Raw genomic sequence first — 14,207 nt, 5'->3', positions numbered from 1 at the left:
CGATCGAACATAAAACTATTCAGAAAGGAAGAATAATATGGAATGCATAAAAATGCCGAAATGGAGTTGGTATCATGTGAAAACTAGTGAGCTTGAAAAACTTTCTTCTATAATCTCTCGTGATGTAACATCTTATTTCTCTCAATTTGTAAAGAAAATAAGTTCTCCTTGTGAAAATGGATTATATGTTTATACGTTATCATCAAGTCAAACTTGTGTATATGGTTCGTTTTTATATGATCAAGATAAAAAGGACGCCAAAATTCAAAAATTTCTTCATTATTTCGTAGCTCATGGAATACTGATAACGGTCCAAGAAAAAGAGGAAGAGGATTTCCGAAAATTAATACATACTTTCCCTATGGGTACAAAAAATTGTAATAGTTCCGCTGAAGGATTATGTGCTATCTTATCAATGTTTATATCTCACTATTTGCGAAAGGTTGACTATTTCGAAAACAATTTCAGAAATGTATTATGGGATTTTTATCATCATAATAACATAGCAGTTTTAGAAAAAATTTATCATATTCGTCATGAATTATTTATGAACACACATGTGTTTCGCTTAATACAAGAAGTGTTACAAGGCTTGGAGGAAGCTTGGTTAGAAAATATAACAAAAACTCTTTGTTATAAACAAACATACTTGAAATTAGAGCGTGGATTACAACTTGTTAAAGAGTACCAAGAAGAATTAGACACGATGATTCATTTACAAGAAGTTGTTTCTTCTCATCGTGGGAATGAAATTATGAAAGCTCTTACTGTATTAACTGCTGTGAGTACGCCTTTGACGGCCTTAGGAGCATTGTGGGGGATGAATTTTAAATATATGCCTGAACTAGAATGGAAATATAGCTATTTAATTGCTCTCTTATTTATTATTTTCACAACAGGAGGTATGTATATGTATATGCGATTCAAAGGATGGACAGGTGATTTATTACGAGTAAAGAAAAAGAAATCTTTTTTTAAATCCAATTAATCCTGTTTATAAAAAATATGATAGATATTAACCTAGATATATGGTTAGTAATATTTATTAATTGCGGTAGTATCATATCCCCATCAAGTTAAAGTTTTGATGTCCCCGCAATGATAAAAATGGTGAATATTTATATGAAAGATTAGAGCTCTTCTTCTTGTAGGAGAGCTCTAATCTTTGTTTAAAAACTATATCATACACATGGGCAGATTCACCATCTGAAATTTGTCCCGATTCAATTTAGAATACGACAAAAGAGAACTTGCGTTAGAAAACAAGCTCTCTTTAAAAGAAATAACGTAATTGAGATACTTATATATTAACAATTGTTTTCTTCTAATTCCATATGTCTTATGTTGAGAAATAAATTATAAGTGGCTTGGTAAAGCTAAAATGAATGATTGACATAATATTTTGACGATAATATAATGAATCTCGAATTCAAGATAACTTGTAAAGGATTGGTAATTACGAGGGTGATTAACGATGAGAGCCTATCTTTAAAGTTATTTGTTATATTATCAAAGGAATTACAGTCAATCACTAAACGTATTGAAAAGGATATAAAAATGTATGGACTTAATCCAACTGAATTTGCAGTGCTTGAGCTACTATACAGTAAAGCCGATCAGCCTATAAAAAAATTTGGGACAAAATATTACTTGCAAGTAGTAGTATCACGTATGTAGTGGATAGGTTGGAAAAGAAGAGGTGAAAACCATGTCCTAAAGACCGCCGTGTCACGTATGCGTCAATTACTTCAGAAGGTATTGAATTGGTGGATACTATTTTTCCTCAGCATAAAGAGGGGATTCGGCAAATATTTGGTAGTTTGGACTATATTGAGAAAAAATGATAATGAAACAGTTGAAAAAGTTAGGATATTACGCACAGAAATTGTAAGTTTGTAGAGGCTATTTCTGTTTAGTAATATCCTAATTAAATATAAATTAAATAAATAGGAGGAAAAATTAATAAGTGGTAGTAAATGTAATATAATACAAAATGAATAAATCATATAATTTCAATTAGTACAGTAGGGAATAAAGTTGTTATGTTAACGTATACATATCGTCCTTTTCATTATAAATCTTTCATAAAGCGGAGAGTGGGTATCAAGAATGGAATTACGTCATTTAGAGTATTTTATTCAAGTTTGTAATAATAATAGTTTTACTAAAGCTGCGGAAGTTCTAGGTATTTCACAGCCGACTTTAAGTCAACAAATCCGTGTGTTAGAAGGTGAACTTGATACACCCTTGTTTCATCGAGTTGGAAGAGGTATCAAAATGACAGAAGCGGGTAAGCTGCTATTTGATAAAGGGAAATTTATCATGCAACAATTTGATGACGTTTATAATGAAATTTTTGAATTAAAGGGGGTAAGAAGAGGTGTAATTACTATAGGAGGTTTATTAGAGGATCTCACTTATTTAACACCTTATATTATGAAGTTTCAACAACATTATCCTAACATTGTAGTAAAAATTATAGAATCTGAAGTTGCTGTAAATCAAATCGTTGATAAAAATATTGATATAGGCATCACGCGTAGTGCTCAAATTCCAGACACATTAACAAGCACCCTTTTGTATAGCGAAGAGCTTGTCCTTGTCATTCCAAAAAATCATCCTTTGAATGAAACATCATTTGTTTCTTTTCGAGAATTAGTAGGACTGAGTAGAATAATGGTTTCATGTAGTTGTCGTGAATCTATTAAAATATATTGTGAGAGTTTAGGGTTATCTTTATCTGAAGCAAATATAGAAACAAAATCTTCTATTTCTCTATTGAGCCTTGTATACAATGGACATGGGGTTGCCATAATACCTCTTTCACTGGTTAACTTTGTTAATAATGATACTTTGAGCATAGTTCGTATTATTGACCCAACACCAAGTCAAGATATTAATCTTATTCACTTTGATGATAAATTTTTAAGTTTTGCAGCACGTATCTTTATGCAGAAGTTAAATAATCCTGAAAAAGTATTAGTATAAAAATGATTATAGTGTGAGAATTAAAAATGATACATAAGTCTTGGGAGAAGACCTAAATTACAGTCAAAGGGCAAGTAAATTTATATGTGTGGTGTAGTCATTTCAAAAGGGAATACCATGGACTTTTATTTAAGGGAAAAGGGCAGACTTTGCAAGGAGAGAAGGCTGTTAAAAACAAGTCAAGTTAATCAATTAACTCTTTGGTCTTATTGCATAGTAATAGATTCCATTAGGGATATACTGCTATTTCGAATCTACATAGAGTCCATATTACCATTATGATCTTAATACCAATACTATTTGGATCCGCCTTCGGCTCCAAACCCTTATTGTAGAAAGAAAACCACCGGCATTATACCGGTGGTTTTGACTTAGAAAGCAAAGCAAGTACAACCAATACCCCATTTAGTTCCATCTTTTCCTATTACGGTATGAGTGTGTTGATGGAGAGGGTTACTGCAACTATGTAACTTGTGATCATGGGCATCGTGAGAAAGTATAGTGTGGGCTAGGTTAGCACCACCATAACCATAAACTCCCGTCGGTGACCAATCAGGTGATGCTGGCGGCAATCCAGGTGATAAATTTTTAAATTCATCATTTCCATAAACAACCTGCCCACCCATAATGGTGAGTAATGATTCAAGGTTCTTGATTTCTTCTTCTGGCACAGTAAAGTAGTCAGCAGACAATACAGCAATATCAGCAAACTGACCTACTGCAAGGGTTCCTTTTTTACCTTCATCACCAGAGAACCACGCACTTCCTTTTGAATATAATTCCAGGGCTACTTTTCTATCAAGTTTATTTTTTTCATCGTATATTGAAAGTCCACCAATGGTTTTTCCGGCAACCATCCAGTAAAGAGCGACCCAAGGGTTATAGCTAGAAACCCTAGTTGCATCACTTCCAGCGCCAACAGGTATACCTAGGTCTAACATACGATAAATTGGAGGAGTACGCTTTGCAGCTTCCTTCCCGTATAAATCAACAAAGTACTCACCTTGAAAAGCCATGCGGTCTTGGATGGCAATACCGCCATTTAAAGCTTTAACACGTTCCATACTACGATCTGAGATTGTTTCTGCATGGTCAAACCACCATCGTAGACCATTAAAAGGAATTTCTTTATTGACTTCCTCAAATACATTTAAGAAACGTGTGATTGACTCGTCATAAGTTGCATGTAAACGGAATGGCCAACGGTTTTCCACCAATAAAGAAATTACTTTCTTTAAGTCAGCTTCCATCATCGTAGCTAGTTCAGGCCGTGGCATTTGAAATTTTTCAAAATCGGCTGCTGAGAATACTAACATTTCTCCGGCACCATTCATTTTATACTTATCAGTTCCTTGACCTGGAGAAACAATTTTTGCCCATGAAGCAAAATCTTCATATTCATGATTAGGATTTTGGGTAAATAGATTATAAGCAATACGCAAAGTTAATTGTTCCTTCTCGGCTAAATGTTCAACAACTTTGTAGTCATCAGGATAATTTTGGAACCCGCCACCTGCGTCAATAGCACTTGTAATACCTAATCTATTTAATTCGCGCATAAAATGGCGAGTTGAATTAATCTGGTCGTCAAAATTAAGTATTGGTGCTTTACCCAAACTTGAATAAAGAATAGAAGCGTTAGGATTTGCAATTAAAAGGCCCGTTGGATTACCTCGTTTATCTCGCTCAATTAAGCAGCCTGGAGGGTCTGGGGTATCTTTTGTGTATCCCAGTGCACGCAGCCCAGCACGATTTACAAGTGCTCTATCGTAAAGATGTAGCACAAAGACAGGTGTGTCTTCAGAAACAGCATTAATCTCTTCCAAAGTTGGCAACCGTCTCTCTTTAAATTGAAATTCAGACCAACCTCCAACTACTCTTACCCACTGAGGAGCAGGTGTACGCCTTGCCTGTTCTTTGAGCATTTCGAGAGCTATGGCAAGTGAAGGTACACCTTCCCATCGTAATTCCATATTATAATGAAGACCGCCACGAATAACGTGTATATGAGAGTCATTCAGGCCTGGGATAACTCTCTTTCTTTTAAGGTTTATTTTTTTTGTTTTTTCTGTGGCACTATTAAGAATCTCATCTCCACCTACTGCAGTTATTAAACCATCAGTTATGGCGATAGCAGATACCTCAGGTTGAGAGGGATCAAGGGTAGTAATTTTTCCGTTATATAAGATCATATCCGGTACATTCATATTCACACCTCGTCTACTTCCTATTATTTTGTAACCATGGATGAAATAATTTACCAAAAATCGGCATAACTACCCATGATAGCAAGGACACTATACATACAGAAACGAAAAAAGCGGACATAATAGGATTCATATGTTTTATAATAGGTCCTATCAATTTAGGAACTAACATGCTAAGAGGCCATACACCCAGAAGGGTAACGATAGACATTTTCCATTTTGGCGGTGGAACTGGCGTTTTCGGAGTAACAAACCAATAAGCCAAACTGCTTTCAGTTTTGTAACTCGGATTAGTAACTTGAAATTGTTCTGCCGTTTTTAACAAATCTCGGCGAACATCTGATTCTTGCCAAGCACGTAGATGCTCATACGTATCAAAGCGAAAAATAACAGTATACTCTCTGGATGCATTATTAGGGACTATTAGATTTACACCTAAATGCCCTGGGAATTTAGTAGCTGCAGCTTCGATTTCATGTCTCCATGTTTCAAACTGTTTTTCTTTACCTTGTTGAATTTCCCATGTAACAATCGTTGTTACTGGATCGGCAGCATCCATTGTGTTCTCTGTATGAGTCTCTTCGACAGCTACTCCTTCTTGTTTCATATTTTCCTACTTGGAAGCGCGCCATGCACCATAGTATATGCGTATTCTACACCTTGACCATACGCACCAGTATGTTCCTTTACAATCTCCATTACAGCATCATAAGTGTCTTTGTGTGCCCAGTCACGTTGGTATTCAAGTAAAACTTGAATTGCTGTCACTGGAATTGCGCCGGCTTGTTCTACACGACGCATAGCAGCGTTATGTGCTGTCAAACTAGTACCACCTGAAGCATCATCAACTGCATACACCTCATAGCCAGCTTTAATTGCTTCAAGCACAGGGAATGCAAGGCAAACTTCAGTCCAAAGTGCTGCAAATATTAATTTTTTTCTACCTGTTGCTTTAACTGCTTCAACAAATTTTGGATCTTCCCAAGAATTCATTGAACTGCGTTCTATAATTTCATGGTTTGGGAATATGTCAAGAATTTGCGGCCAAAAATAACCAGAAAAGCTGCGTGTCTCAACTGTAGTAAGAATAGTAGGTACGTTAAAAGTTTTTGCTGATTTAGCAAGCAACATAACGTTATTAATCAATGTTTGTCTATCAATACTTGCAACTCCAAAAGTCATTTGAGGTTGAAAATCAATTAAAATTAAGGCACTGTTCTCCGGATTTAACAATTCTAAATTACTCATAATAAAACGCTCCTTTTTTAATTGTTTAAAATGTATATATTATTGAAAATAATATATTTTCTGTTAATTTAAAATTGTAATCGTAAAAATAAAATTTTTGCTATACCTTTTAAATTAAAAGAGAGTGCTGATTTAATCAGCACTAAATGTATACTATCCATTTTTTGAAAGTGATTTAAAGCTATTTCTTTGAAATACATTTATGCATTTTGTTTACTAAAATCTCGCTGAGCTCCCCTATAGCTTCCAATTATATTTTGATAGCCTGGAAGATTACTAGCAAGTAAATTGCCAAAACCTTCAACATCGTTGCGCCAATCTCGTTGTAATTCGCAAGCTACGCTAAACCAGTTCATAAGTTGCACACCATTATGTGCCATACGCGTATTGGCAGCATCTGCAACTTGTTTGCTGAAAGTTCCTGAAGCATCAGTAACAGCAAATACTTCATATCCAGCTTTTATAGCGGAAAGTGCCGGGAAAGCAACACAAACGTCCGTAACTACGCCTGCGATGATAAGTTGTTTTTTTCCAGTTTCTTCGATTGCTTTTACAAAATCATCATTATCCCATGCGTTAATTTGTCCAGGTCGAGCTATTTTGGGTGCGTGAGGAAAGAGATCAACCAATTCTTGCATTAAAGGTCCATTCGGTCCGTTTTCAAAGCTAGTTGTTAAAATAACTGGTAAATCAAAAAACTTAGCAGTGTGAGCAAGAGCTAAAACATTGTTCTTGAATTCATCAACACCATAGTCACGTACTAGTCCGGACATAAGACCAGTTTGATGATCTACTAAAAGAACGACAGCATCATCTTTGTTAATACGAGAATAGAGATCAGTCATTATGTATTCCTCCTAAAAATTAAGTAATCGAAGAAAGTTTAAACAGTGGAATATTACCCCGAAATTCTTCGTTTGTTACGGTTAGTTTATAAATAAACTAACCGTTAATATTAGTTATAGCAGCATTCACGGAACATGAAGCGCTATACAAATTTATAGTATTTGAAAACTAATTGGTTAATCAATTCTAAATTATCTATAAGTTGTATAGGTGGTAACTATAGTTATTTTCACTATAAAATGGATTGATTTTACCTATACATTCTATAGATAGAATGATATTGATAGTCACCTATTTTTGTTATTAGAATTGAATAGGAGGAATGTTCAGCAAATACTTCGTGATGAAAAAGGTATAAGATGGAGAATTGTTCCATGAAGAGAAAATGGAATCATTGGAACAATAGAGTTTCATACATAGAGTCCACAATATAAATGTGCATAAATAGGTTATGAGATTCATCCGGGTTATTGAAGAAAAGGATACATATTAAAGGAGGTAGGAGAATGGCAAAAATTACTGTAGGAACCGAAAATCAAGCACCAATTGAGATATATTATGAGGATCATGGCACAGGAAAACCAGTTGTACTAATTCATGGTTGGCCGTTAAGCGGTCGATCTTGGGAATACCAAGTTCCCGCTCTTGTTGAGGCTGGATACAGAGTTATAACATATGATCGTCGAGGTTTTGGACAATCATCTCAGCCGTGGGAAGGGTATGAATATGATACCTTTACTTCTGATTTACATCAACTATTAGAACAGTTAGAGCTTCAAAATGTCACACTTGTTGGTTTTTCTATGGGTGGAGGCGAGGTAGCCCGGTATATTGGGAAATATGGAACGAATAGAGTAGAGAAGGCTGTATTTGCAGGAGCTGTACCACCATTCCTTTACAAGTCAGCAGATCATCCTGAGGGTGTATTAGATGATGTAGCAATTCAAGAATTTGAAAATGGAGTAAAAAGTGATCGCCTAGCATTCCTTGATGAGTTTACGAAAGGATTTTTTGCTGCTGGAGATCGAACTGACTTAGTTAGTGAACCATTTCGACTTTACAATAGGGATATCGCTGCGGGTGCATCACCTAAAGGAACACTAGATTGTATCGCTGCTTTCAGCAAAACAGACTTCAGAGGCGATTTAGCCAAGATTAATATACCTACCCTTGTTATTCATGGTGATTCAGATGCAACTGTACCATTTGAATATAGTGGGAAATTAACACATGAAGCAATTCCTAATTCTAAAGTAGCGTTAATAAAGGGTGGTCCGCATGGGCTAAATGCAACGCATGCCAAAGAATTTAATGAAGCACTCCTGTTATTTTTAAAGGACTGATTACAACTATATAATTGTTAATTGATAAATTGTAAACAAGTAAAAATAAAGCTTTATAAAAGATGCTCTTGGATAAATCCACGAGCATCTTTTTAAATGCGGAGTAGTGCACCACCGTAATCTTCCATACAAAATTTTTATTCATTTTTAAATTGTGATATTGAGATGTTAGCTTGATAAATACTCATTAGTTTCGAATTGAATATTCTTCTTAACAGCTAAAATGTATTGATTAGAGTTTTTTAGATTTCTTAGAAGTATTGTTATATTACTATCAAGATAATATTTTGAATAACCTTCAAAACAAAGAAACGTTTTGTCAGAAAACAATAAAATCTTATTGATTTTTATAATTAGTAGAATTTTTGTAGAAATAATCCTCTTAATATATTAAAATAACATCGTATTATGTCAGATTTCAATTAGGGGAGAGAAATTTTATGTTGAAAAAAATCATTCCAGTTGCTTTAGCATTAAGTACAGTTACTTTTACTAGTGTATTTGCTGCGCCTTCAGCCCAAGCAAGTACAGAACCAAACCGCTACATAGATGTACAAATGCTCGGTATTAACGATTTTCATGGGCAACTAGACACTGTAAAAAAAATTAACAATAAAGATGCAGGGGGAATTGAGTACTTAGGGGCTTATTTACGTGATCGTGAAAAACAAAATCCGAATACATTAAAGGTACATGCTGGAGATGTTGTTGGAGCAAGTACTCCTGTTTCAGCATTATTACAAGACGAACCTACGATTGAATTTCTAAATGATTTGAAATTCGATGTTGGAACCATAGGAAATCATGAATTTGATGAAGGTGTTGAGGAAATGAACCGCCTTATTTATGGTGGATACCATGAGAAAACAGGAAATTTTAAAGGAGCAAAATTCCCATATGTTGCCGCAAATTTCTATAATAAATCCACTGGTCGTTTATTTTTACCACCATTCACTATAAAAAAGGTACAAGGAGTTCCTGTTGGATTTATCGGAGTCGTAACAACGGATGTTCCTAACCTTGTTATGCCTACTATGCTAAAGAATGTAGAAATTACAGATGAAGTTGAAGCTATTAACAAATCCGTAAAGCAATTAAAAAAACTAGGCGTTAAATCTATCGTTGTTCTTGCGCATAACGGAGGTATAACAGATGGGAACGGCGTAACAAATGGTGATATCGTCCGATTAGCAAATGAGACTGATCCAGAAGTCGATGTTATTTTCGGTGGGCATAGCCACACCTATGTAAATGGAACTGTCAATAATAAACTTGTCGTACAAGCAAATTCTTATGGTATGGCATTTGCTGATGTTGATGTAAAGATTGATCGTAAAACACAAGATATTGTTGAGAAAAAAGCAGAAATTGTTACAACTTACCATGAAGGCATGGAGCCTGATAAAAAAATAAAGAAGAAGATGGAGAAATATCAAGCAAAAATCGCACCTCTTGTCAATGAAGTTGTAGGTAAGTCTATTGCTCCACTAGATCGCAAACTCAATATGGCTGGTGAATCTACTCTTGGAAATTTAGTTGCTGATGCCCAGCGTACAACAATGCAATCCCAAATTGCACTTATGAATCCTGGTGGTATTCGTAATGATTTAGATGCTGGTGATATTACATGGGGAGAAATATATGGTATTCAACCATTCGGAAATCAATTAATAAAAGTAAATTTAACAGGTCAAGACATTCGTGATATTTTAAATCAACAATGGCAAAAAGACATAACAAGAATGCTTCAAATTTCAGGGATCCAATACACTTGGGATGCAAACAAACCTAATGGAGAAAAAGTAACAAGTATTCGCTTAACAAATGGAGAAGAAATTATTCCTTCTAAAACTTACAGCGTCGTTGCGAACGCATTTCTAGCTTCAGGTGGAGATGGATTTGTATCCTTTAAAAACGGTAAAGATGCTGAAACAGGACCAACTGATTTTGAAGCATTAGTAGATTATATAAAAAAATCAAAAGAACCAATTCAGTCTATTATTGATGGAAGAATTCAAAAAAAAAATTAGGTTTTTATTAATCTCAAAAACAAATAGATTACCTATACTTTTTCGTGTACAGGTAATCTATTTTTTGTGGGTTTGAAATAAAGTCTTACTGTGGCTAATTAATAGTGATGGTGAATTTGGCCCCTATGGAACATTAAAATCAGATGATCCAAACAGTTATAACTACATCTTTGGACAAGTTAAAAAAGATCAATTTTTTATTGATGTACGCAAGGCGAACGGAGTAACAAAAACTTGCTTAAACGAACAACATCCAATTTTCGCTGGGATAACTACCGAAGGGTCTGATATACCAAAAACTGTTGATATATCATTAGGGAAATCATTTGATATACTTGTTCAAAAAGTGAGTCCATCTCAAGTGCATCAATAAAAGTAGAATCATATGTCTTAATGACAACGTGATAAGTGTTTCATATAGCACTATAAAATTTTGTTATATAGCAAGAAAAATAATCACATTAGAAAAAAATCAGTAATGTAACCTGTTAAGAGTAAAATGAATCTTCAATATTTAAAGTGTAAAAAACACCGGAGCGACAAAAATCGGTGTTTTTTGTGCTTTTGGGCACAGATGCTACTTCAATCCTTTCATTATAGAAACGATTTTGAATGTAAGGGATAGGTAAGGAAAAAGAGATTTTCATTGTGTAGGATAAAAATATAAGGAGGCGTGAAGGGGGGATAAGTACGGCCTACATATAAAACAATCAGTAACAAGAGTGTTTTGTGAAAATAATGGGTACAATGATTGCAAATGCATTGTTGCCTTTTCATCATTGGGGGAATTGATAGCTGTGTGGTTCGTATATGACACTGCTATCAACCATCTATACAATTTTAATAGAAGAGAGGAATGCTTTTTTGTTTTGGGAATAGTATTTTATTATCTTCACACATATAAGAAACAAAGAAATTTATATAAATTATGTTTTGATAATAAAGGTTTAATTGGTTTGTTTTAGTAGTTTTATGCTTATGAGTTACTTGAAATTCTAGCAGTTTTGTATACATAGTTTTTCCAGCCTTAATTGATAGCGCACAGATATAACGGTTATTTTAACCAAAATTTTCATGAAAATATCTTTAAAAAGAACATGAGTTCGTATACAATAAGAACAAATGTTCTTATTGTTAGGAGTGATAACCGTGTATGATTATTCTCTTTTACCGAATCGTATTATTTTATGTGTAGATCTTCGTAGCTTTTATGCAAGCGTATCATGTATTAAAAAAGGACTGGATCCACGATATACAAAATTGGCTGTTGTAGGAGATATAAACCGTAGTGGATCAATCGTATTAGCAGCAACACCGCCATTAAAAGCGTTAGGAATTAAGAAAATGGCAAGATTTTATAGTGATGTTTTTTTTAGAGTTAAATTAATATTAACAATGATATCAAAGGTTATCTTAATTTTTCTCAAAAATAGAAAAATTTTCGGGGAGAAATTAATTGGAAATATCCATTTTTGGTAAGTGTCGGATAGAAAAGAGTAAAATAAGCTTAGATAATACAGACAGTGTTGTATTGATCGGAGAAAAAATGGCTAAAAGCGGTCTCGCTCCAGTTTTAGATGCATATAGCCGCGATTCTGATATTCGATTACGAGCAGGTGCGTTCGTAATAAAAGGGAATACTGCAAAAGAATTTCTGAAAGCATCCATCCCTTTAGAGTCTATCCCGGCACTTGGGGCACTGAAAGAGCAGATGCAAATAGAGGCGTTAGGAGATATGATATGTCTTTATTAAATTTTCTTATTGCTGGTACGAGTGATGGAATCACCCCAATTTTGCCCGTTATTAAACTAAATGTGTCTCATAAAAAAGGTAAAACTGAGGTCAAAGGTTTTCAAATTGTAGGTGGTGCTATATTTAACAACGATTTCAAATTGGTAGGATACTTAAACATGCAGGAATGGTTAACGACTCTTTGGGTAGTGAATCGTTTAAGCAAACAGACGGTTACAGCAAGCGCCTCTAAAGGAAATGGTAGTGCAAGTTTATATATGACAAAAATCAAAAGAAAAATCATACCTACTATACAAGGGGACACAATTAAGTGTGACATTGTTTTTTCTGGTGAAGGAACGATTCAGGAGAATAATACGAATTTAGATCTTTCGCAACCAAAAAATCTTACTCTTTTAGAACATGTATTAGAAAAACAATCCGAAAAGCAATCTCTTCAAATCATTAAAAAAATTCAAAAACAATACGGAACCGATATCTTTGGATTTGGAGAAGCCATTCATCAAAAATATCCATCTGAATGGAAAGGTCTAAAAAAGAATTGGAGTAAACAATTTCGAAAAGTGCAGGTTTCTGTTCATACAAAGCTTACTATTCGAAGAGTAGGACTGACTGGACCACCGTTGCAGTTAAAGAAAAATGAGATGAAAAAATAAGGAGGAATATAGAGTGTGAGAAATTCAATGAAAATCTCTGGCAGGCAAATCTTTTGGATGATGTTCACATTTGAAGTGGGACAGTCCCTCCTTCTAGTTATTCCAGCGACGATTCGTACTGTCAAACAAAATGCGTGGATCTCGATTTTGATTGCAGGAGCGATAGGGATTGCTCTTACTTTTTTGGCAACCAAACTTGGTTCGCTTTATCCGAAGCAAACTCTAATTGAATTTAGCCAAACCATTCTTGGTAAATGGCTAGGCAAGCTACTGATGATTTTCTACTTCTTTGGTTGGTACATGATAATTTGGATAACCGTCCGTGAATTTGGTGAGTTCATTATTATCGCTTTATTTCATAATACACCTTTGTGGGTCATTGTCTTCACTGCGATGTTATTGCTCATTTTTATTATTTACCAAGGCGGGATAGAGGGGATTGGACGTTTAAGTGAAATCATAGGACCAATAGTACTTTTAATGATAATGTTTGTAATCATTTTGAATGTTGGCAATATGAATTGGGATTATATGCGGCCTATTTATCACGATTCTGGATGGCTTCCGATCCTTAAAGGTTCCTATACTCCTGTAGCCGCATTTTTTGGAGAGGCTGTCATGATGACAATGTTCGTTTTCTTTATGGACAAACCAGAACAAGCATCATCAAGGGCGATGTGGGGAGTAGGACTAGCCGTTTTCATGGTAACAATCGGAACATTAGCGGTCATTTTAACATTCGGTCCGAATTTACCTTCAAGTTTTTTATATCCAGTTTACGATCTGAGCCGGTACATATCCGTCATGGAGTTCATTCAAAATGTGGATATTTTAATTGTTATTATTTGGTTTTTTAGTATTTTTATTAAACTGGCGTTATACATGTTTATCGCTTGTTATGGAACAGCACAAATGTTTCATTTGAAGGATTGGCGAAAAGTAGCTTTGGTTCTTGCTCCTATTTCGTTCATCATAGCTGTGTCAGTTAAAAATATCCAGACATTTACCCATTATTACTATATATTTTTCGTAATTCCAATTGCTTTTCCCGTTTATGAGCTAGGGATTCCCTTACTGTTATTGGTGGTTGGCAAAATTCGAAGGAAATATGCATAAAACCAATCGGTAATGTGTTG

11 protein-coding genes and 4 pseudogenes are annotated in these 14,207 nt (G+C 34.6%); 11 read left to right on the top strand and 4 right to left on the bottom strand.

Annotated elements, in window-relative coordinates:
* Positions 1 to 37: 37 nt before the first annotated feature.
* The 3 genes and pseudogenes from J0835_RS15070 (at position 38) to J0835_RS15060 (ending at position 2,988) form a co-directional block, all read left to right on the top strand.
* Entirely contained in the window at positions 38 to 988 is a 951-nt protein-coding gene (locus J0835_RS15070) for a magnesium transporter CorA family protein (protein WP_087981125.1), read from the top strand.
* Between the two features lie 428 nt (positions 989 to 1,416).
* Positions 1,417 to 1,891, top strand: a pseudogene (locus tag J0835_RS15065) (MarR family winged helix-turn-helix transcriptional regulator).
* 218 nt (positions 1,892 to 2,109) lie between these two features.
* Entirely contained in the window at positions 2,110 to 2,988 is an 879-nt protein-coding gene (locus J0835_RS15060) for a LysR family transcriptional regulator (protein WP_087981123.1), read from the top strand.
* A gap of 371 nt (positions 2,989 to 3,359) precedes the next feature.
* Here the strand turns inward: J0835_RS15060 and J0835_RS15055 are convergent, their stop codons facing one another.
* The 4 genes from J0835_RS15055 to ycaC form a co-directional block, all read right to left on the bottom strand.
* Entirely contained in the window at positions 3,360 to 5,195 is a 1,836-nt protein-coding gene (locus tag J0835_RS15055) for an amidohydrolase (RefSeq protein ID WP_140386823.1), read from the bottom strand.
* A gap of 13 nt (positions 5,196 to 5,208) precedes the next feature.
* On the bottom strand, positions 5,209 to 5,802 hold the full coding sequence (locus tag J0835_RS15050) for an antibiotic biosynthesis monooxygenase (protein WP_087981121.1): 594 nt from the start codon (positions 5,800 to 5,802) through the stop codon (positions 5,209 to 5,211).
* A complete protein-coding gene (locus tag J0835_RS15045) occupies positions 5,799 to 6,443 on the bottom strand; it encodes a hydrolase (protein ID WP_000067162.1) in 645 nt (214 codons plus the stop codon). The genes J0835_RS15050 and J0835_RS15045 overlap by 4 nt, the downstream gene beginning before the upstream one ends.
* A 200-nt stretch (positions 6,444 to 6,643) precedes the next feature.
* On the bottom strand, positions 6,644 to 7,288 hold the full coding sequence (ycaC, locus tag J0835_RS15040; RefSeq protein WP_087981120.1) for an isochorismate family cysteine hydrolase YcaC: 645 nt from the start codon (positions 7,286 to 7,288) through the stop codon (positions 6,644 to 6,646).
* A gap of 507 nt (positions 7,289 to 7,795) precedes the next feature.
* Between ycaC and J0835_RS15035 the strand changes: the two genes are divergently transcribed.
* From J0835_RS15035 to J0835_RS15010, 8 genes and pseudogenes are all read left to right on the top strand, one after another.
* The gene (locus tag J0835_RS15035; RefSeq protein WP_087981119.1) at positions 7,796 to 8,632 is read left to right on the top strand and encodes an alpha/beta fold hydrolase; all 837 of its coding nucleotides are present in this window, start codon (positions 7,796 to 7,798) and stop codon (positions 8,630 to 8,632) included.
* 440 nt (positions 8,633 to 9,072) lie between these two features.
* A complete protein-coding gene (locus J0835_RS15030) occupies positions 9,073 to 10,662 on the top strand; it encodes a bifunctional metallophosphatase/5'-nucleotidase (protein WP_087981118.1) in 1,590 nt (529 codons plus the stop codon).
* Between the two features lie 100 nt (positions 10,663 to 10,762).
* A pseudogene (locus tag J0835_RS15025) lies at positions 10,763 to 11,035 on the top strand (erythromycin esterase family protein); the annotation flags it as partial.
* Between the two features lie 349 nt (positions 11,036 to 11,384).
* Positions 11,385 to 11,525 (top strand): annotated as a pseudogene (locus tag J0835_RS29225) (serine hydrolase domain-containing protein); the annotation flags it as partial.
* Positions 11,526 to 11,811: 286 nt separating this feature from the next.
* Positions 11,812 to 12,021 (top strand): annotated as a pseudogene (locus J0835_RS15020) (Y-family DNA polymerase); the annotation flags it as partial.
* Between the two features lie 187 nt (positions 12,022 to 12,208).
* Positions 12,209 to 12,415, top strand: a complete 207-nt coding sequence (locus J0835_RS29220) for a Ger(x)C family spore germination protein (protein WP_442893511.1) — start codon at positions 12,209 to 12,211, stop codon at positions 12,413 to 12,415.
* On the top strand, positions 12,403 to 13,071 hold the full coding sequence (locus tag J0835_RS15015; protein WP_442893510.1) for a Ger(x)C family spore germination C-terminal domain-containing protein: 669 nt from the start codon (positions 12,403 to 12,405) through the stop codon (positions 13,069 to 13,071). Before J0835_RS29220 ends, J0835_RS15015 begins: the two co-directional genes overlap by 13 nt.
* A 27-nt stretch (positions 13,072 to 13,098) precedes the next feature.
* Positions 13,099 to 14,187 (top strand): GerAB/ArcD/ProY family transporter, encoded by a 1,089-nt coding sequence (locus tag J0835_RS15010; RefSeq protein ID WP_087981554.1) that lies wholly within the window; start codon positions 13,099 to 13,101, stop codon positions 14,185 to 14,187.
* Positions 14,188 to 14,207 lie beyond the last annotated feature (20 nt).

It is taken from the genome of Bacillus cereus group sp. Sample62, assembly GCF_036851315.1.
Classification (GTDB): Bacteria; Bacillota; Bacilli; order Bacillales; family Bacillaceae_G; genus Bacillus_A; species Bacillus_A wiedmannii.
Note: the sequence above shows the minus strand (reverse complement) of the source record. Positions and strands in the feature narration are given on the sequence as shown.